Here is a 19169-nt window from a genome sequence, read left to right as displayed (position 1 = left end):
TGAGCACCGATCACATGAACTCCCCGGACCCGGGCCAGGCCTCGCCGCACACCGACGGCCCGCCCCCTTCGCGGCGCGCCGTGGTCACCGCGACCGGCGCCTCCGCCCTCGCCGCCGCGACCCTCGCGGTCACCGCCGCCCCGGCCGGCGCCCTCGCCCCGGCCGCCACCCCCGCCCCCTCTCCCGCCGCCGCGCCCTCACAGGCCCCGGCGGCCCCGGCCGGGGCCGCCGCCGGGCCGCCCGGCACCGACCCGCACGCGTACACCACGGTCGCCCGCGCGATCACCGTCCACGACGAGCACGACCAACCGCTCGTCCCCCGCTATCTCAAGGTCCTGCGCGACGGCCTGCCGGCCGGTCGCGGCCGGCCCACCCGGCGCGTCCTGGTCATCGGCGCCGGCCCGGCCGGGCTGCTCGCCGCCGATCTGCTGCACCGCGCGGGCCACGACGTCGTCGTCATCGAGGCCAACGGCAACCGCGTCGGCGGCCGGATCAAGACCTTCCGCAAGGGCGGTCACGAGAAAGGCCGGCAGCCCTTCGCCGACCCCCGCCAGTACGCCGAGGCCGGAGCCATGCGGCTGCCCGGGAGCCACCCGCTCCTCATGGCCCTCCTCGACACCCACAAGCTGCCGCGCCAGGAGTTCCTGCTGGTGGACGTGGACGTGAAGGACCCGTCCAAGCGCGCCAACCGCACCTGGATCCACGTCAACGGCGTCCACACGCGCCGCGCCGACTACGAGAAGCACCCCGAGCGGATCAACGCCACCTTCGGCGTGCCCGCCCGCCACCGCACCCGTACCGCCGCCGCGATCCTCGCCGAGGCCCTCGAACCCGCGCACCTCCTCGTCCGGGGCAAGGAGGGCTCCACCCTCGTCGAGGGCTGGGCCGAAGTCCTGCGCCGCTACGGCCACTTCTCGATGTACCGCTACCTCACCGAGGTCGCCGGGCTCGACACCCGCACCATCGACCTGGTCGGCACGATCCAGAACCTGACCTCCCGGCTGCATCTGTCCTTCGTGCACAGCTTCCTGTCCGCCGCGCTCATCGACCCCAAGACGACGTTCTGGGAGATCAAGGGCGGCACCGCGAAACTCGTCGACGCGCTCTACGCGCCGGTGAAGAGCAAGGTCCACCTCGACCGGCGCGCCGTACGGATCGAGCGCCAGGGCTCCACGGTCCGCGTCCACACGGTCTCCGAGAAGTGCCAGACCGGCGAGGGCGGTGTCACCGAGGTCTTCGAGGGCGACGAGGCGATCGTCACCGTGCCCTTCTCCGGGCTGCGCCATGTGACCTTCGACCCGCCGCTGTCGTACGGCAAGCGCCGCGCCGTCACCGAGCTGCACTACGACGCCGCCACCAAGGTGCTGCTCGAATTCTCCCAGCGCTGGTGGGAGTTCACCGAGGAGCAGTGGAAGAAGGCGCTGGACTCCATCGAGCCCGGTCTGTACGCCCGCTACCAGAACGGCCGTGTCACCGACGGGCACCACCTCGGCGCGCACGCGTCCGTCGCGAAGCTCGGCGTCCGGCTCACCGACGCCTACCGGCACTGCTTCGGCGCCTTCCGGCCCGCCACCGGCCGCGACCCCGAGGCCGCGCACGTCCGCGGCGGCGGCTCGGTCAGCGACAACGCCAACCGGTTCATGTACTTCGAGCACGCCCACCCGATGGAGGGCAGCGACGGCGGCGTCCTGCTCGCCTCGTACAGCTGGGCCGACGACGCCCTGAAGTGGGACGCGTACGCCGACGACGAGCGCTATCTGCGCGCGCTCGCCGGGGTGCAGGCGGTGTTCGGCCGCCGCTGCGAGGTGTTCTTCACCGGCAAGGGCCGCACCCAGTCGTGGATGCGCGATCACTACGCGTACGGCGAGGCGTCCGTCCTGCTGCCCGGGCAGCACACCGAGCTGTTCCCGGACGTCCCCACCTCCGAGGGCCCGCTGCACTTCGCCGGCGACCACACCTCGATCAAACCGGCGTGGATCGAGGGCGCGTTGGAGTCCGCGGTCCGTACGGCGCTGGCCGTGCACACGGGCTAATCGGCCTCATCGGCCTCGGAATCGGACGGCCGCACGATCCGGACCGGGAGGCAGGTCATCGCCTCCCGGAGCGAGTCCGCCAGGACCTCGAACTCGGCCTGGCGGGCCGCGCCCGTCCGCATCGCGAGCGCGATCCGGCGCGAGGGCGCGGGGGCCGCGAAGTCCCCTGTGCACAGTGCGGCGTTACGGGCAGTCTCCACCGTCACGGCGGTCCGCGGCAGCAGGGTCACCCCGAGCCCGCCCGCGACCAGTTGCACCAGCGTCGACAGGCCGGCCGCGGTCGTGGTCACCGGAGCGCCCTCGGCCCGGCCCGCCTCCCGGCAGACGTCCAGCGCCTGATCGCGCAGACAGTGCCCCTCGTCGAGCAGCAGCAGCTTCAGTTCCCGCAGCGCCTCGCGCGGGATGTCCGTCAGCCCGGCCAGCGGATGCCCACCTGGCGCCACCAGGACGAAGTCCTCGTCGAACAGGGGGAGTTCGGTCACACCGGGCACCCCGAGCGGCACGGCGAGCAGCAGCAGGTCGAGCCGTCCCGCCGCGAGCCCGTCGAGCAGCGAGGAGGTCTGCTCCTCGTACACCTGGAGATCCAGCTCCGGGTAGCGGTCATGGACCAGCCACAGCACGGCCGGCAGCAGATACGGCGCGACCGTGGGGATCACCCCGAGCCTCAGCACCCCGGTGAACGGCGCCCGCACCGCCTCCGCCTCCTCCATCAGCCCCCCGACCGCGTCGAGGACCGCGTGCGCCCGCGCCGCGAGCCGCTCCCCGGCGGGCGAGAGCAGCACTTTCCGCGTCGTACGCTCAAGGAGCTGGACACCCAGTGCCTCCTCCAGCGACGACACCGCGCCGGAGAGTGCGGGCTGGCTCATACCGATGGCCGCCGCGGCATCCCGGAAGTGGAGATGCTCCGCGACCGCCGCGAATGCCTTGAGCTGGGAAAGTGTGGGCTGCTTCACACGCCGTACCGGGATCACTGATAACCGCCTTCGATCAACATGAGCCAGTCTAGCTATTTCCCCGATCAATGCACCGCGTGCCATGCTGGACAACGTCCAACCCCCACGGAAGCCCCCGAACCGGGACGCTTCCTGCCCCAAGGAGTGCGCGTGCTTACTGTCGGTGACAAGTTCCCCTCGTACGACCTGACCGCCTGCGTGTCGCTGGAAGCCGGCAAGGAGTTCGCGCAGATCGACGCCAAGTCCTACGAGGGCAAGTGGCGCGTCGTCTTCTTCTGGCCGAAGGACTTCACCTTCGTCTGCCCGACCGAGATCGCCGCGTTCGGCAAGCTGAACGAAGAGTTCGCCGACCGTGACGCCCAGATCCTCGGCGTTTCCGGTGACTCGGAGTTCGTCCACCACGCCTGGCGCAAGGACCACGCCGACCTGCGTGACCTGCCCTTCCCGATGCTGGCCGACTCCAAGCACGAGCTCATGCGCGACTGTGGTGTCGAGGGCGAGGACGGCTTCGCGCAGCGTGCCGTCTTCATCGTGGACCCGAACAACGAGATCCAGTTCACCATGGTGACCGCCGGTTCCGTCGGCCGTAACCCCAAGGAGGTCCTGCGGGTCCTGGACGCCCTGCAGACCGACGAGCTGTGCCCGTGCAACTGGAACAAGGGCGAGGACACCCTCGACGCCGGTGCCCTGCTGGCCGGTGAGTGAACATGGCGCTCGATGAGCTGAAGGCCGCCGTCCCGGACTTCGCCAAGGACCTGAAGCTGAACCTCGGCTCGGTCATCGGCAACAGCCCGCTGCCGCAGCAGCAGCTGTGGGGCACGGTGCTCGCCTGCGCGATCGCCTCCCGTTCGCCGAAGGTGCTGAAGGAGCTGGAGCCCGAGGCCCAGGCCAACCTGAAGCCCGAGGCGTACCAGGCCGCCAAGTCGGCCGCCGCGATCATGGCGATGAACAACGTCTTCTACCGGACCCGGCACCTGCTGTCGGACCCGGAGTACGGGACGATGCGCGCCGGTCTGCGGATGAACGTCATCGGCAACCCGGGCGTCGAGAAGGTCGACTTCGAGCTGTGGTCGCTGGCCGTGTCCGCGATCAACGGCTGCGGTCAGTGCCTGGACTCGCACGAGCAGGTCCTGCGCAAGGCCGGTGTCGAGCGCGACACCATCCAGGAGGCCGTGAAGATCGCCGCGGTCATCCAGGCGGTCGGCGCGACGCTGGACGCCGAGGCGGTTCTCGCCGAGTAGCACCAGCCGGTCTACCGTTGTCAGTGGAAGGCCCCGGGATTTCGCCCCCGGGGCCTTTCGCCGTGTCCGGGGCCGCCCGCTCGCTCGCTCACGCCCTTCGTCGGCTCAGCGGCTCGCTTCGGGTCTGGTCGGCTCTTCAGCTCTTCAGCGCGGACATGAGTTGGCGCATGTCCTCGACGGCATGGGTCCGCAGGGCGGTCGGGCCCGCCGTCGGCGCCTTCGGGTCGGTTTCGGGTGCGATCCCGCCATCCGTGGGCGACACATTGGGCATGACGAGCATCTTGAGGACGGCCTGCCCGTCCAGGACCACGAGCCTGATGCTGTCGTCGTCCCCCGCGTCGACATACGACACGTCCCCGAGGTCCCCGGTCCGCTCGTACCCGAGAGTGTCCATGTCCGCGTCGAGTTCCGGGCCGGGGTCGGTCTTCCGGTGAAGCTCGTAGTCGATGACCACGTCGTACGCGCTGGGCCCGGCGGCCAGCCGGACACTGCAGTTCCACCGGAAGAGGGCGGAATGCTCCCGCTTCTGCGAGGGCCTGCTCCCCTCCCCCCTCTCGGAGCCGAGCACCGAGGCGAGCCCGTCCAGGTGGGCCACCCGGCACGGGTCGCGGTCCGTGCGGTAACCGCCGAGGCCGGGCCCCGCCCAGTCGTACACGAAGAGCCCGCCGGCCCAGACCACCGAGGCGACCACCGCACCGCCGACCGCCCCCAGCCAGGGGCGGCGGGACCGCGCGCGCCGAGGGGCGTCCAGGGTGTCCCTGGTATCCGTGGCTGCCGTGGCGGCCGGATCCGGGCCGGGATCGTCGACGAGTTCGGGCTCGGATATCACGCTTTGCTCCCGGGGGCAGGGGCCGCAGCGGTGACAGGGCCGGTGGCGGAGTCGGGCGCCGCGCCGGAGTCCGGGGCCGCGCGCAGGGCCTGTTCGGCGCTGTACGCGCGGAGGTAGCCGACGGCGGTGTTGGTGACGGCGACCAGCGGCACGGCGACGACGGCGCCGCCGATGCCGGCGGTCAGCCCGCCCGCGGCGACGGAGAGGACGACGGCGAGCGGGTGGACCCGGACCGCGCGGCCGAGGATGAACGGCTGGAGGACGTGGCCCTCGATCTGCTGCACGGCGAGGACGACCACGAGCACCATCAGCCCGGTGAACACATTGGTGGTGACGAGCGCGACCACGCACGCGAGGGCGCCGGAGATGACGGCGCCGACGAGCGGGATGAACGCGAAGAGGAAGATGAAGACGCCGAGCGGCACGGCCATGGGCACGTCGAGGAAGTAGAGCCCGAGGCCGATGAAGACGGCGTCGATGAGGGCGACGAGGACCGTACCCCGGACGTACGCGGTGAGGGTGCGCCACGCGCGCGGGCCCGCTCCCGCGACACCGGGCCGGGCCTGCGCGGGCACCAGCTTCAGCGTCCACTCCCAGACCTTCTTGCCGTCGTGGAGCAGGAAGAGCGTGGAGAACATCGCGAGCAGTATGCCGGTCATGGCCTCGACCATGACGGTCACGCCCTGGAGGCCGGCGGAGGTGATCTGTTCGGCGTTGGCGCCGATGGAGTCGCTGAGGTTCTTGGCGATCTCGTTGATCTGCTGCTCGGTGACGTGGAACGGGCTGTTGAGCAGCCAGCGCTTGAGTTCCTCGATGCCGTCCCTGACGCGGTCGGACAGGCTGTCGATGTTGTCCATCACCTGCCAGACCACGAACCAGCCGACCAGCCCCATGACGACGAAGCCGGTGACGGCGGTGACGGCGGTGGCGAGTCCGCGGGGCATGCCCTTGCGGCGCAGGAGGGCCACGATGGGCTGGAGCAGGGCGGTGATGAGGAGGCCGGCGACAAAGGCGAGGACGACCAGCTGGACGGAGCTGATGACCTTCATCAGGACCCAGACCGTGCCGGCGAGGACGAGCAGCCGCCAGGCGACCTCGCCGGCCACGCGCATGCCCCAGGGGACGGCGTCCACGGGGTTGGGGCGGGCGGCGACGGCGGGGGCGTAGGCGGGGGGCGCGGGGACGGATCCGGTGACGGGTGCCACCGGCCGCTCGACCGGGGGCGCGCTCGCCGTGGCCGCCGGGGCCGCCGGGGCCGCCGGGGCCGCCGGGGCCGCCGGGGGCGGCACGGGTGCCGGAGGCGTCGTGTTGTCCGCGGCCTCCGCGGGTCCCGTTGGTCCTGTGGTTGCCGCTGTGCCCGTGGTTCCGGCGGTTCCCGTGGCGGGGGTTGCCGGGGCGGGGACGGGAGCCGGGCCGGGACCGGGCACGGCGGCTGCGGTGACGGGGGCCGGTGCGGGAGCGGGGTCCGGGGCCGAGACCGAAGCCGGGCCGGGAGCCGGAATGGGTGTGGAGGCGGAGGCCGGGGTGGCGAGTGCGTACGGCGGCCCGAGCGGGTCGTCGCGTTCGGCCTGGACCCTGCGCTCGTCCAGTCGCCGGCCCATCCGGCTCAGGGTCTCCCCCGTCCGGTGCAGCCATATGGGCAGTCTCGACATGCTCTTCCCTCTCCCCCTCCGGGTCCCCGAACCTACACCCTGGGACGCACGCGTGGCCCCTCACCGAAAGGACGGTGAGGGGCTGCGTGAGGTTGAGCGGACCGGCCGGGGCCTAGTACCAGTGGTTGGCCTGCCAGAACGACCAGGCGCCGCAGGGGCTGCCGTAACGGCCGTTCATGTAGCTGAGGCCCCACTTGATCTGGGTGGCCGGGTTGGTCTGCCAGTCGGCACCGGCCGAGGCCATCTTGCTGCCGGGCAGGGCCTGGACCAGACCGTACGCGCCCGAAGAGGCGTTCGTGGCGCGATAGTTCCAGGTGGACTCGTGGTTCACGATGTTGCTGAAGCACTGGAACTGGTCGCCAGGGATCATCTGGCGGGCCATCGCCTGGACATCGGACACCGAGTACGAGCCCTGGGCGGCGAAGCTGGTCGCGTCGCGCAGCGCGGAACGGCTGGCGCGCTCGGCGGCCTCCTTGCGCTCCTTCTCGGCCTTCTCCGCCTTCTCCGCCTTCTTCTTGGCCTCTTCCGCCTTGTCGGCGGCGACCTTCTTGGCCTCGGCGGACTTGGCGGCCTGGATGCGGGCGGCTTCCTCGGCGGACTTGCGGGCGACGGAGTCCGCGGTGGCGGCCTGGACGTCGGCCTGCTCCGCGAGGGTGGAGACCTGTACCTGGGCCTGCTCGCCCGCGGGAATGTCCGCGAGCAGCGTGGTGTCGGCCGCAGTGGCCTCGAAGTTGTCGTCCACGGGCTGCGCCGCGTTGCCCGAGGCAACGCCGACGACGGCTCCGACGGTGGTGACCGCAGTGGCCGAAGCCACCGCGAATCCCCGGACCGAGATCCGGCTCACACGGTTTCCTTCCACAATCACCCGCGCAGGTGACCATGCGGGCGAAATCGTGCCCCTGGCGCTGGTCTCCGTCCTGATAGGTCACAAGAGACACGGGCCCGTGGTTCTGTGGGCGGCATACGGCGAACGGCTGTTGAGTTGTGTGGTGCCGCACCTCTGGAGGTGCGCGTGTGCCGAATGCGGGGCCTGACGGAAGCAAGACTTTGCCGGACGTCGGCGCCGCAAGGCAATTCTGTGTTGCGTGTTTAACGTCACACCTGGGCAGGGGTACGGGTTTTGGACACAAGTACGGACAACGCGGCGCCGCCCGGCTAAGCTCTCGCGCTTTGCCGGGCGGCGCCAACAGGGGTGCGTTCAGGGTCAGATCTGGATGTCCTCCAGCATTTCGGTCACGAGGGCGGCGATCGGGGAGCGCTCGGACCGGGTGAGGGTGACGTGCGCGAAGAGCGGATGGCCCTTCAGCTTCTCGACGACGGCGACGACTCCGTCGTACCGGCCGACCCTCAGGTTGTCCCGCTGGGCGACGTCATGGGTGAGCACCACCCGGGAGTTGGCGCCGATCCGGGACAGCACGGTCAGCAGGACGTTCCGCTCCAGCGACTGGGCCTCGTCCACGATGACGAAGGCGTCATGGAGCGAGCGGCCCCGGATGTGGGTGAGCGGCAGCACTTCGAGCATCCCGCGCCCGAGCACCTCCTCGATCACCTCGCGGCCCGCCACGGCGGACAGGGTGTCGAACACCGCCTGCGCCCACGGGCTCATCTTCTCGGCCTCGGTGCCCGGCAGATAGCCGAGGTCCTGGCCGCCGACCGCGTACAGCGGACGGAACACCATCACCTTCTGGTGCTGACGGCGCTCCAGGACCGCCTCCAGGCCCGCGCAGAGCGCGAGCGCGGACTTGCCGGTGCCGGCCCGGCCGCCCATGGAGACGATGCCGACGTCGGGGTCGAGGAGCAGATCGAGCGCGACGCGCTGTTCGGCGCTGCGGCCCCGGATGCCGAAGACCTCGCGATCGCCGCGGACGAGCCGGACGTCCCCGTCGGCCGTGACCCGGGCGAGGGCCTTGCCGCGCCCGGACTTCAGGACGAGACCGGTGTGCACCGGCAGTCCGACGGCGTCCGGGACGTGCAGGGTCTCCTGCTCGTAGAGGAGGTCGATCTGTTCGGCGGGCAGCGCCAGCTCGGCCATGCCGGTCCAGCCGGACTCGGTGATGGCGAGTTCCGCCCGGTACTCCTCGGCGAGCAGACCGACCGAGGACGCCTTGATGCGCAGCGGCAGGTCCTTGGAGACGACCGTGACGTCGTACCCCTCGGCCTGGAGGTTGCGGGCGACGGCGAGGATGCGGGAGTCGTTGTCGCCAAGCCGGTAGCCGGCCGGCAGGACGCCGGGGTCGGAGTGGTTGAGCTCGACGCGCAAGGTGCCGCCGAGGTCGCCGATGGGCAGCGGAGCGTCGAGGCGTCCGTACCGGACCCTGAAGTCGTCGAGGAGGCGCAGGGCCTGGCGGGCGAAGTAGCCGAGTTCGGGGTGGTGCCGTTTGGCCTCCAGCTCGGTCACCACGACGATCGGCAGGACTACTTCGTGCTCCTCGAAGCGGGACATCGCGCTGGGGTCGGCCAGCAGGACGCTGGTGTCGAGGACATAGGTGCGCCGGTCGGACAAGCGCCGCTTCGTGCTGGTCACCACGTGGACAGACCCCCTTAGTGGACCCCTGTGAGGTCGGGGTGCGACGGCGCCGTTGCGGATACGGGGGCGTCGTCGCGGCGGGATGGGACCGGGCTCGGGCCACGATGCGCGGGCCGAACTCCGGCCCCCCGCTTCGTCCGTGCGTGTTCCGCACGGTCGTCCTGGTGCAAAGGGCCTCCCGGGTGAACGGTCTCCGTGCCGCTCACTTCAACCAGGGATATGCCCTCGAACACACGCCGTCATGCCATGGCATATGACGGCCGGTAGGTGAACAGAAGGTGGCGGATATCCGGATATGGGGGCCGGTCGAGCGGGCCTCGGCAAAGCCGTCGGCAAGCGCCGGTAAAGAGGGGGCGGCGCGGGGGCGGAGAGGTCGCCTGAGGGGGAACGGGGAGGGCAGGGGGAGGGAGGTTGGGCCTCCGAAGCGGCGGTGCCGGGGCGGTGCCGGGCCGGAGGGCTCAGCCTCCGAAGCGGCGGTGCCGGGCCGCGTAGTCGCGCAGCGCGCGCAGGAAGTCGACCTTGCGGAAGGCCGGCCAGTGGACTTCACAGAAGTAGTACTCGGAATGGGCGCTCTGCCACAGCATGAATCCGGACAGCCGCTGCTCGCCGCTGGTACGGATCACGAGGTCCGGGTCGGGCTGTCCGCGCGTGTAGAGGTGCTCGGAGATCACGTCGATGTCGACGGTCTCGGCGATCTCCTCGATGGAGGTGCCGCGCTCCGCGTGGTCGAGGAGCAGCGAGCGGACCGCGTCCGCGATCTCCTGCCGGCCGCCGTAGCCGACGGCGACGTTCACGAGTATCCCGGGATTGTCGAAGGTGGCCTGCTCGGCTTCCTTCAGTACGGTCTGGGTCCGCGCGGGCAGCAGGTCGAGGGTGCCGACGTGGTGGACCCGCCAGCGGCCGTCGGCGGCCAGCGAACGCACCGCGTCCTCGATGATCGAGAGCAGCGGGACGAGCTGCTCCTCGGGGCGGCTGAGGTTGTCGGTGGAGAGCATCCAGAGCGTGACGACCTCGACGTCGGTCTCCGCGCACCAGCCGAGCAGTTCCTGGATCTTGTCCGCGCCGGCCTTGTGGCCCTGCTCCGGGGTTCCGCCCGAGGCCTTGGCCCAGCGGCGGTTGCCGTCGAGGATGACTCCGATGTGCTTGGGCACCTGGGCGTGGTCGAGGCGGCTTTCCACCCGGCGCGCGTAGAGCCCGTACACCAGGTCGCGCAGGTTCACTGTTCTTAACCCCTCCATGCCGCGTCGGCCCCCGAGGCCGCCACATTACTGCGCACCGGCGACCGGCTCCCAGCCCGGGACTGTCACAAGTCCGTGATAAGCAGAGATACGTGACTGATTCCCCCTTCTACCGCGCCGCCGCGGACCGCTACGACTCCATGGAGTACCGGCGCACCGGCCGCAGCGGGCTCAAGCTTCCCGCCGTCTCGCTCGGCCTCTGGCACAACTTCGGCGACGACCGCACGCTCGACTCGCAGCGCGCGATCCTGCGCCGCGCCTTCGACCTGGGCGTGACCCACTTCGACCTGGCGAACAACTACGGCCCGCCGGCCGGCTCCGCCGAGCTGAACTTCGGGAAGATCTTCGCGCAGGACTTCGCCCCGTACCGGGACGAGCTGATCGTCTCGACGAAGGCCGGCTACCTGATGCACCCGGGGCCGTACGGCGAGTGGGGCTCCCGCAAGTACCTGATGTCGTCGCTCGACGCCTCGCTGAAGCGGATGGGCCTCGACTACGTCGACATCTTCTACTCGCACCGCTTCGACCCGGACACCCCGCTCGAGGAGACGATGGGCGCGCTGGCCTCGGCCGTGCACCAGGGGAAGGCGCTGTACGTGGGCGTCTCCTCGTACACGAGCGAGCAGACCGCCGAGGCGGCCCGGATCCTGAAGGAGATGGGCGTTCCCGCGCTCATCCACCAGCCCTCGTACTCGATGATCAACCGCTGGACGGAGGACGACCGGCTCCTCGACACGCTGGAGGCGGCCGGCATGGGCTGCATCTCCTTCGTGCCGCTGGCGCAGGGGCTGCTCACCAACAAGTACCTGAAGGGCATTCCGGAGGGGTCGCGGGCGACGCAGGGCAAGTCCCTGGACCCGGAGCTGCTCTCGGACGAGGTGCTGCGGCGGCTGCGCGGGCTCGCGGCGATCGCGGAGCGGCGCGGGCAGTCGCTGGCGCAGCTGGCGCTGACGTGGGTGCTGCGGGACGAGCGGATGACGTCGGCGCTGATCGGCGCGTCGAGCGTGGCGCAGCTGGAGGAGAACGTCGCGGCGCTGGCCGGGGCGCCGCTGTCGGCCAAGGAGCTGGCGGAGATCGACTCCTTCGCCGTGGACACGGCGGGCACCAACATCTGGGCCGGCCGCAGCTGAGGCGAAGGGCCTCTGGAGGCTGAAGTCCGAGGGCTGAGGGCTGAGGGCCTTTGACTTCGGCTGGTGGCCGAGGGCCTCTGGAGGCCGGGGTTCGACGGGCCCTGGGGCCTGGCGTACGGCGTCGGGCCCCGGGGATCGGGCGTCCGGGGGCCCGGTCCTGAGGCGCTCGGGCGCGGGCGGCGGGGGCTCGGGAGGGGAGATTCCGGCGCTGCCGGTCGGCGCCGCGGAGCACGTACTCAGGGCCCTTGCCGTACCCGGATCCGTGTCCGGGCAAGAAAACGGGCCGGTCCGTGGGGGGGATACGGACCGGCCCGAGGGGGGGTTTCCACCATAACCCTTCATTAGTCGTGCTGTGTGCCAGGTCCACGGCGCGGACGCCGCCGGAAGCGCCGGAAGTCAAGCGGCACAAGGGCCGTACGACCTCATGGCGGTTTTACGCCCCGGCGTGGCGGCGGGTCCCGTCCCTCCCACGGGGGACCCCGGGGGCGAGGCGGGCGATTGACGGGCGGGGCGTACGGGGGCGGTGCCGTGGCGGCCGTACGAGCCGGGGCCGTACAGGCCGGGCCCGGTCCTCAGGGCGCCGCGGTGAACGCGCCGAGCAGCAGCCCGAGCAGCGCCCCGGCGATCATGAACGGGCCGAAGGGGATCGCGGTGTCGCGGCCGGCCCGGCGGGTGGCGACGAGCCCGAACCCGTACACCGCCCCGAGCAGGAACCCGGCGAACGCCCCCGCGCACAGCACCCCCCAGCCGTACCAGCCGAGCGCCGCGCCGAGCGGGACCGCCAGCTTCACGTCGCCGAAGCCCATCCCGGCCGGGTGGAGGAGGTGGAGGAGCAGATAGCCGCCGCCGAGGGCGAGTGCCCCGAGCAGCGCGTGCGTCCAGGAACCCGCCGCGTACGGCAGGAGCCCGGCGAGCGCGAGCAGCAGCGGCAGCGCGGCGGCGAGCGGCAGGGTGAGCGGGTCGGGCAGCCGTCGAACGCGGACGTCCACGCACGCGAGGAGGGTGCCGAACGGCGCGGCGAGCAGCCAGACGAGCAGTTCGGGCCGGGGCCCGCCGGTCGCGGCGGCGAGCGCCGCGCACGCGAGGGCGGTGAGCAGCGGCGCGGTGTACGGGGCGGGGGTCGTCGCACAGGCCGCGCGCCCCGGCCCGCCGAGCCAGCCGCGGGCCGGGCCGCCCGCGAAGGGGTGGCCGGCCGGGCAGGCCGGCCGCCAGGGTTCCTCGGGGGCGACGGCGAAGCGGTACGCGGCCCGGGGGACGAGCAGCCCGGCCGCGGCGCCCCACAGGGCGGCGGCAGCGGTGAGGGCGAGCGACAGGGCGTCCACGGGCCGACCCTAGGGCTAGTGTCGGGCGCATGGGGAGGACTTGGCGGGACGGGACCGGACTGCTTCGGACGCCGGGCGGGGTGGTACCGCTGGAGATCGCGGCGTCGTACCGGGCGCGGCGGCGGGGGCTGCTCGGCCGGGACGGGATCGACGGCGCGCTGCTCATCACCCCGACGAACAGCATCCATACCTTCGGGATGCGCTTCACCCTCGACATCGCCTATCTCGACCGCTCGCTCACCGTCCTCGACGTGGTGACGATGCGGCCGGGCCGGCTGGGTCTGGTGCGGCTGCGCGGACGGCACGTCCTGGAGGCGGCGGGCGGGGCGATGACGGGCTGGGGCCTCGCGCCCGGTGTGACGGTGACGGTGGAGCCGTGATGGTGGAGCCGTGTTCGTGGAGCCGTGTTTATGGAGCCGTGTTTGTGGAGCCGTGTTTGTGGAGCCGGGCCGGGAAACGTGACGGTCGGGGCGTTCACGGTGACCCCAAGCCCAGGCCCGGAGCGACCGTGATCGTCAGGGCGGGCCCGAGCCGAGGAGCGTGAACGCCCCGTACACGGCGGAGGCCAGCGCCAGCGCGGCGAGAACCGGTACGGCGGTGCGGGTACGGAGCCGGGCCAGGGCGGCGGCGGGCGGCAGGAGCAGGCCGAACGCGGGCATCATCAGGCGCGGCCGGGAGCCGAAGTAGGCGGCGCCGATGAGCGAGATCACGACGACGGCGATGGTGTACACGAGCAGCGGCAGCGGCTGCCGCTGCCGTACGCACAGCACGACCAGCCAGGCCAGGAGCGCGAGCGCGGCGCACAGGCCGAGCGCGGCGGGCCAGGGCAGGCCGGTGATGAAGCGGGCCAGTGCCACACCGCCGTCGATGGAGTTGCCCCAGCCGGCCTGGACGTCGAAGTAGGCGGTGGCGCTGCCCTGGCGGACGCCGACGTACACGATGTACGCGAACCAGCCGAGCGGCGCGAGGAGCGCGCCGAGCACGACGGGGGCGCGCGGCCGGCGCTCCCGCACGGTGGTGGCCAGGGCGGCGATCCCGATCGCGGCGATCAGCGCGGCGGCGGTCGGGCGGGTGAGCCCCGCGAGGACGCACAGGGCTCCGGCGAGGAGCCGGCGGTCGCGCAGTACCGCGTACAGCGCCCAGGCGGCGAGGGCCGTGAACAGCGTCTCGGTGTACGCCATCGACTGCACGAACGCCGTCGGGTACGCCCCCCACAGGACGACCAGGACGACGCCGGTGCGGGGGCCCGCCACGTGTGCGCCGACCGCGTAGATGCCCCAGGCGGCCGCGAGCGAGGCGGCCCAGGACAGGAGCAGCCCGGCGGTGGCGGCGTCGAGGGGCGAGACGGTGGAGAGGGCTCGTTCGAGGGCGGGGAAGAGAGGGAAGAAGGCGAGGTCGGCGTGGACGCCGCCGTCCGGGAGGGTGACCTGGTAGCCGTAGCCGTGCTCGGCGATCCGCGTGTACCAGACCGCGTCCCAGCGCCCGCTGAGCCGGTGCCACCCGTCCTTGCCGGTGGCCGCCGCGGTGAGGGTGAGGGCCAGGAGGCCGAGGACACGGGTGGCGGCGTAGCCGGCGAGCGCGGCCCAGGGGACGGGGAGAGAGGGGAGTCCGGGGAGGGACAGGAGTCCGGAGCGTGCGGCCGACGGAGACGGTGTGGGGGCGGCGGGCGGGGCGTGGGGGGTGGCGCGGGACATGCGCCCGATTATCAGCCGCCGGGCCGCAGATGGTGGAAGCGGGCGGCCATCACGGGGCCGAGCTGCCGGACGAGGGGGTGGCCCGGCTCGTGGGGGTGGGGCAGGTCGCCGAGGAAGGAGGTGATGATGACCTCGTCGATGCCGACGACGCCGAGGCGACTCTGCGCCTCCAGGAAGTCGAGGATGCGCTGCCAGTCGGCGCCGCCCTGCCGGCCGGGGAGTAAGGGGTCGGCGAGGTAGGAGTGGACGGTGGCCTGGACGACGTCCCAGAAGAAGACGTGGGGCTGGACGCGGCCTTGGGCGACGAGGTGCGCGTCGTAGGCGGTGCGGAGCCCGGGGACGTACGTGACGAGGTCGCCGACCAGTCGGACGCCGGGGGTGGGGGTGCTCGCGGGGGTGGGGGCGGCCGTGGAGGTGGGGACGGCCGAGGAGGTGGGGACGGCCGAGGGGAGGGAGGCGGCTGTGGGGAGGGAGGTGGCCGTGGGGATGGTCGTACGGGTGATCGTGCGGGTGGGGGAAGTCATCGGCTGACCGTTTCGGAGGCGCTGGTGCGGTGCGAGTAGGGGGAGCTCCGCACATCAGAATGCCCCGCTCCGGACGTCCTTCTCGTCCGTTTCCCACACTTTTGCACTTTCCTGACGCCGCCTTTCGTCAGGTTTTCCACAGGGCTGGCGAAGTGTCCTCCTTCCGTGGATCGTTGGGCGTATGTACGAGTTGTGGAGGCTCGCCAGGGGCGGGGTGCTGCTCACGGCGTGGGCGATGGCCGCGGGCTGGCCGGCGGGGCGGCTCGCGGCGCGGCTGCGGGCGGACCGCTGGCAGCGGGTGTGCCGGGGCGTGTGGGCGGTCCCGGGCAAGGAGGTCGACTGGCGGGTACGGGCGGGGGCGGCGCAGCTGCTGCGTCCGGACCTGGTGTGCAGTCATCGCACGGCGGCGGCGCTGCATCGCATCGAGTTGTTGCGGGGGCCGGGTGGCGGAGGGAGCGGCGCGGGCGGGGAGGATCCGCTGGAGTTCACCGCCCGAGGGGGCGGCGGGAGGAAGGGCGGGAGAGCCGGGAAGGGCGGCATACGGGTGTACGTCACGTCCCGGCTGGCCGACCGGGACTGCGGGCGGCGGCGTGGACTGCGGGTGACGACCCCCGCGCGCACGGTCGGCGACCTGATACGGGCGGCGGAAGGGCGGGAGGCCGCCGTAGTCGTCGCGGACTCGGCCCTGTCCCACCGTCAGGTGGGCGCGTTGCGCCGCCCGCCGCTGGTCAGGCCCGAGGAGCTGGTCGCCGAGCTCGCCGCGCCGCGCCGCGCGGGCGGCCCCTCGGCCCGCCGCTGGCTACCGCTCGCGGTGCCCGGCTGCGGCTCCCCCGCCGAGACCGTGGCCCGGCTGCGGATGGGCGACGCGGGCCTGTGCCCAGAGACCCAGCCGGCCCTGCGCACCCCGGCGGGCCGGGCCCTGCACCCCGACTTCTACTTCCGGGACGCCGGGCTGGTCGTCGAGATCGAGGGCTTCGCGTATCACGGCAGCCGCGCGGCCCACGAGCGCGACGTCCGCCGCTTCAACGACCTCCAGAACTGTCCGGGCGTCCGCCGTGTGCTGCGCTTCACGGCACGCGAGGTGTTCGACCACCCGGGCCGCGTGACGGCCACCATCCGCATGGCACTGGCCGCGCTGACGGCGTCGGCCTCGGGCTCGGGCTCGGGCTCGGGCTCGGACTCGGACTCGGACTGAACCTCACCCTCCGGAGGTGCGGGGGAAGGAGACCTCGACACGGCGGTTCTTGCGGCGACCCTCCTCGGTGGAGTTGTCGGCGATCGGGTAGTCCTCGCTGTACCCGCGGATGTCGAACGTCGTCTGGGGGTCCAGCCCCTTGGCCAGCTCCCGCTGCACGGCGTCGGCGCGCTCCTTGGAGAGCTTCAGCCCGTGCTGGTACGTCCCCAGGTTGTCGGTGAACCCGAACACCCGGACCCGCCCGGACCCCTGCTTCTTGATCTCCGCGGCGATGGCGGCGATCCGGGAGCTGGCGGAGGAGCTGAGTTTGGCGCTGTCCTTGCCGAACAGCACCTCGGCCTGGAGCGCGAACGTCACGTCCACATTGGTGTCCTCGCGCCGCTCCTCGCCGCCCTGCTCCTCGACGATCTGCTTGATGTCGAGCACCTTGGGCGGTGCGAGCGTCGCCCCGTCGGGCAGCATCAGCGCGGGCGACTTGGTGTCGATGGCGGGCAACGGCGCACCAGCGGACACGGACCCGGGCGGATCGTCGGCCCGCGCGGTGCCGGCGGTCCCGGTCAGGAGCAGCACGGTGACCGTGAGGGCGGCGAGGCGGCGGGATGTCGTCGTCGAGGTCATGGCTGCACCCTCAGGAGAGCTTGATGGTGGCGGGGGTGAAGGTGGGGAGCTGGAGGGAGACCTCGGTGGTGGTGGCGGGCGGGGCGGGGAACTGCATGAAGACGGGGACGGAGGCGCCCGCCCTCATGATGTCCAGCCCCGTGGTGGTCAGGGGACGCCCGTCCGTATCGCGTAGCACGTAATAGCGCTTCTTGCCGACCGCGTCGAGAAGGGTCGCACCGCCGAGGGAATTGCTGTGTTTGACGATCTCGGTCTCGTCGCCACGGGCAAGGGCAGGGAAGGCTTGGGCGGAGCTTGAGGTGTTCTTCAACGAGCCCTTGAGGGTGATGAATCCTCCGGCATCCCGCTCAGCCGAGTTGACGGTCAACTCGAAGCCGTCCTGACCCGCGAGAGTGCCGAGCACCTCCGTAGGCTCGGTCGACTGCGGTTGCGCGTTGTCCCCGCCCCCGGACTTGGGACCAGCGCTGGTCGCCTTGGGTTTGTCGTCCTGGGAAGGCTGCTTCTCACCACCGCAGCCGGCGAGGCCAAGGACCAGTCCAGCGGCCAGGGCCGCCGTTGCGACTCCTCTTCCGACCTGCTTCACGTGCCGCACGCTCATGGGGAAACGCAGTCCTTCGCTCATCAGTCGACCAGTCGGACGGTAAATAGATCGGCCGCACTCGGCAGCCGCGGATCTTCCGGATCGATCGTCCAGTCGACACCGCGGCAGCGGAGGCCGGTGATCGGTGCGGGTTCGGGGCTCGGTGTCGCCGTCGGCTCCGGGGACGGCGAGGGCGTGGTGGGCGTCGGCAGGGGCGTCTGCTCGGGCGGGGTAAAGGAGCAGAGCGGTTCGAGGACGGCGGTCGCCGTCGCCTTGGCGTGCTGTCCCTCGGTGCCGGGCACGCTCGATCGGCCCACGGAGTGGTTCGTGCTGATCCACACGTGGAACTCCTCTCCCCCGCCGCTCGGTCCGGCTTCACAAGGACCGTCGAGCGAGGAGCCGTTCTCGGCCGCGAACCACGCCGCCTTGTCGCAGGCCCGGGAGGAGTCGTACTCCTCGCCGTTCAGATAGTCGCCCCACTGGTCCGGCTCTCCGATGACACGGAGCCAACCGTCCCGCAGCTGGTCCCGGGCGTCCTGCGCGGCGGCCAGCGCGGCCGCGTCCGCGGCGGTCTGGCCCCCGTTCCGGACGGCGGCCGCCTGGCCGACCGCGAAGTAGACGAACGCGAGGAAGAGAAGGCCCGCCACCACGGTGATGTAGACGGGAAATGCCTGACCGGCGTCTCCGCCCCTGGCCCGGAGCACTAGCCCCCGATCAGTTCGGCGATCTTTTTCGAGATGGCCGTCTTGATCGAACTGCCGATGTCCGTACCCGTGATCGCAACGATGATCGCCACCACCACCACGATGATCCCCAGGTACTCGACCGCCGTCTGTCCGCGATCGCCGGCCTGTCTTCCCGGCCGACCGGCCGCGTGGATTCTGGCCTTGGTCAGGGCCTTCAGGAGTGCGTCGTTCATGGGGTTCCCCTCCGGATGACTGCGTGTGCGTGCCGAGTCCGGCGGGGGCAGGGTACGCCGGAGGGAGGGGTGGGTCACAGGGTCCGTAGGCCCAATGACCGTACGTAGTCGGCGTCATGACGCCGTCCTCGTGCCGAGCCAGGAGGCGATGGCCTCGCCGCGAGTGGTGCTGTGGAGCTTGGCGAAGATGCGGTTGATGTGGTTCTTGACGGTCTTCTCGGAGATCGAGCAGGTGGCGGCGATGCGCTGGTTGGTCATGCCGGACGCGATCAGGTCCATCACCTCCACCTCCCTCGCACTCAGACCGAATCGTTGCACTCGCGAAGTAGAATTTCTGAAGCGCAGTATATTCGTGACAGTTGAGCCAGCGCCAGTATGTGCAGTCGCAGCTTCTCGTATCGCCCTCAAGAGGTCCGCGACCTCGAACCTCCCGTGGACGAGCTGCCGTCCCGCGAATCCCGCGCCCTCTGCCGGGGCGTGGGCGAGGTGGACGACCGGGGCCAGGGCGGTGAGCCGGGGAAGGGCTTCCGGGAGGCCGTCGAGGAGGACGAGGTCCGGGGCGGTGCGGCGGGTCTCGGCCAGGGCGTGGCGGGGGTCGCTGGCAGCGGTGGCCGTGACGTCGAGGTCGGGGCAGGCGCCGAGGAGGACGGCGAGGCCTGCCCGTACCACCGGGTTGGCACTCACCACCAGGATGCGCAGGGTCATCGGCCGTCC

20 protein-coding genes are annotated in these 19169 nt (G+C 71.7%); 6 read left to right on the top strand and 14 right to left on the bottom strand.

What is annotated here, in order from left to right:
- Positions 1–14 precede the first annotated feature (14 nt).
- Complete coding sequence (locus ACGFRB_RS16480; protein WP_393243677.1) at positions 15–2033, top strand: flavin monoamine oxidase family protein; 2019 nt, start codon at positions 15–17, stop codon at positions 2031–2033.
- On the opposite strand, the gene ACGFRB_RS16475 is transcribed toward ACGFRB_RS16480, so the two are convergent.
- On the bottom strand, positions 2030–3004 hold the full coding sequence (locus tag ACGFRB_RS16475; protein ID WP_393243588.1) for a LysR substrate-binding domain-containing protein: 975 nt from the start codon (positions 3002–3004) through the stop codon (positions 2030–2032). The genes ACGFRB_RS16480 and ACGFRB_RS16475 overlap by 4 nt on opposite strands.
- A 132-nt stretch (positions 3005–3136) precedes the next feature.
- Between ACGFRB_RS16475 and ACGFRB_RS16470 the strand changes: the two genes are divergently transcribed.
- The gene (locus tag ACGFRB_RS16470) at positions 3137–3691 is read left to right on the top strand and encodes a peroxiredoxin (protein WP_393243586.1); all 555 of its coding nucleotides are present in this window, start codon (positions 3137–3139) and stop codon (positions 3689–3691) included.
- A 2-nt stretch (positions 3692–3693) separates the two neighbouring features.
- Positions 3694–4227, top strand: a complete 534-nt coding sequence (locus tag ACGFRB_RS16465; RefSeq protein ID WP_361238150.1) for an alkyl hydroperoxide reductase — start codon at positions 3694–3696, stop codon at positions 4225–4227.
- Between the two features lie 136 nt (positions 4228–4363).
- On the opposite strand, the gene ACGFRB_RS16460 is transcribed toward ACGFRB_RS16465, so the two are convergent.
- The 5 genes from ACGFRB_RS16460 to ACGFRB_RS16440 form a co-directional block, all read right to left on the bottom strand.
- Entirely contained in the window at positions 4364–5056 is a 693-nt protein-coding gene (locus ACGFRB_RS16460) for a hypothetical protein (protein ID WP_393243584.1), read from the bottom strand.
- The gene (locus ACGFRB_RS16455) at positions 5053–6708 is read right to left on the bottom strand and encodes an AI-2E family transporter (protein ID WP_393243582.1); all 1656 of its coding nucleotides are present in this window, start codon (positions 6706–6708) and stop codon (positions 5053–5055) included. Before ACGFRB_RS16455 ends, ACGFRB_RS16460 begins: the two co-directional genes overlap by 4 nt.
- Before the next feature lie 112 nt (positions 6709–6820).
- Entirely contained in the window at positions 6821–7552 is a 732-nt protein-coding gene (locus ACGFRB_RS16450; RefSeq protein ID WP_393243580.1) for a lytic transglycosylase domain-containing protein, read from the bottom strand.
- Between the two features lie 360 nt (positions 7553–7912).
- Positions 7913–9235, bottom strand: coding sequence for a PhoH family protein (locus tag ACGFRB_RS16445; RefSeq protein WP_361238161.1), 1323 nt, complete (start codon positions 9233–9235; stop codon positions 7913–7915).
- Between the two features lie 458 nt (positions 9236–9693).
- Entirely contained in the window at positions 9694–10455 is a 762-nt protein-coding gene (locus ACGFRB_RS16440; RefSeq protein ID WP_363011427.1) for an isoprenyl transferase, read from the bottom strand.
- A 110-nt stretch (positions 10456–10565) separates the two neighbouring features.
- On the opposite strand from ACGFRB_RS16440, the gene mgrA reads away from it, so the two are divergent.
- A complete protein-coding gene (gene mgrA, locus ACGFRB_RS16435; protein ID WP_393243578.1) occupies positions 10566–11603 on the top strand; it encodes an L-glyceraldehyde 3-phosphate reductase in 1038 nt (345 codons plus the stop codon).
- 572 nt (positions 11604–12175) lie between these two features.
- Here mgrA and ACGFRB_RS16430 read toward each other — a convergent pair.
- Complete coding sequence (locus ACGFRB_RS16430; protein ID WP_393243675.1) at positions 12176–12916, bottom strand: prepilin peptidase; 741 nt, start codon at positions 12914–12916, stop codon at positions 12176–12178.
- A 38-nt stretch (positions 12917–12954) separates the two neighbouring features.
- Between ACGFRB_RS16430 and ACGFRB_RS16425 the strand changes: the two genes are divergently transcribed.
- Positions 12955–13305: a DUF192 domain-containing protein gene (locus ACGFRB_RS16425; RefSeq protein WP_393243576.1), complete on the top strand. Its 351-nt coding sequence runs from the start codon at positions 12955–12957 to the stop codon at positions 13303–13305.
- 135 nt (positions 13306–13440) lie between these two features.
- Here the strand turns inward: ACGFRB_RS16425 and ACGFRB_RS16420 are convergent, their stop codons facing one another.
- Both ACGFRB_RS16420 and ACGFRB_RS16415 read right to left on the bottom strand, forming a co-directional pair.
- Positions 13441–14619 (bottom strand): hypothetical protein, encoded by a 1179-nt coding sequence (locus ACGFRB_RS16420; RefSeq protein WP_393243574.1) that lies wholly within the window; start codon positions 14617–14619, stop codon positions 13441–13443.
- Between the two features lie 11 nt (positions 14620–14630).
- Positions 14631–15143 carry a hypothetical protein gene (locus tag ACGFRB_RS16415; protein ID WP_393243572.1) on the bottom strand — a complete coding sequence of 171 codons (513 nt, stop codon included), beginning with the start codon at positions 15141–15143 and terminating at the stop codon, positions 14631–14633.
- A 181-nt stretch (positions 15144–15324) separates the two neighbouring features.
- Here ACGFRB_RS16415 and ACGFRB_RS16410 point away from each other — a divergent pair, with 181 nt between their 5' ends.
- On the top strand, positions 15325–16338 hold the full coding sequence (locus tag ACGFRB_RS16410; protein ID WP_393243570.1) for a hypothetical protein: 1014 nt from the start codon (positions 15325–15327) through the stop codon (positions 16336–16338).
- A gap of 3 nt (positions 16339–16341) precedes the next feature.
- Here ACGFRB_RS16410 and ACGFRB_RS16405 read toward each other — a convergent pair whose 3' ends face one another.
- The 5 genes from ACGFRB_RS16405 to ACGFRB_RS16385 all read right to left on the bottom strand — a co-directional run bounded on the left by ACGFRB_RS16405 (position 16342) and on the right by ACGFRB_RS16385 (position 19160).
- Complete coding sequence (locus ACGFRB_RS16405; protein WP_393243568.1) at positions 16342–16956, bottom strand: OmpA family protein; 615 nt, start codon at positions 16954–16956, stop codon at positions 16342–16344.
- A 10-nt stretch (positions 16957–16966) separates the two neighbouring features.
- On the bottom strand, positions 16967–17554 hold the full coding sequence (locus ACGFRB_RS16400) for a hypothetical protein (RefSeq protein WP_393243566.1): 588 nt from the start codon (positions 17552–17554) through the stop codon (positions 16967–16969).
- Positions 17555–17577: 23 nt separating this feature from the next.
- Positions 17578–18183, bottom strand: a complete 606-nt coding sequence (locus ACGFRB_RS16395; RefSeq protein WP_393243564.1) for a hypothetical protein — start codon at positions 18181–18183, stop codon at positions 17578–17580.
- A gap of 56 nt (positions 18184–18239) precedes the next feature.
- Positions 18240–18455 carry a Flp family type IVb pilin gene (locus ACGFRB_RS16390; protein ID WP_393243562.1) on the bottom strand — a complete coding sequence of 72 codons (216 nt, stop codon included), beginning with the start codon at positions 18453–18455 and terminating at the stop codon, positions 18240–18242.
- Between the two features lie 114 nt (positions 18456–18569).
- Positions 18570–19160 carry a response regulator transcription factor gene (locus tag ACGFRB_RS16385; RefSeq protein ID WP_393243560.1) on the bottom strand — a complete coding sequence of 197 codons (591 nt, stop codon included), beginning with the start codon at positions 19158–19160 and terminating at the stop codon, positions 18570–18572.
- Positions 19161–19169 lie beyond the last annotated feature (9 nt).

Origin of the sequence: Streptomyces sp. NPDC048718 (assembly GCF_043198875.1) — a bacterium.
GTDB lineage: Bacteria > Actinomycetota > Actinomycetes > Streptomycetales > Streptomycetaceae > Streptomyces.
This window is presented reverse-complemented; position numbering and strand designations above follow the sequence as displayed.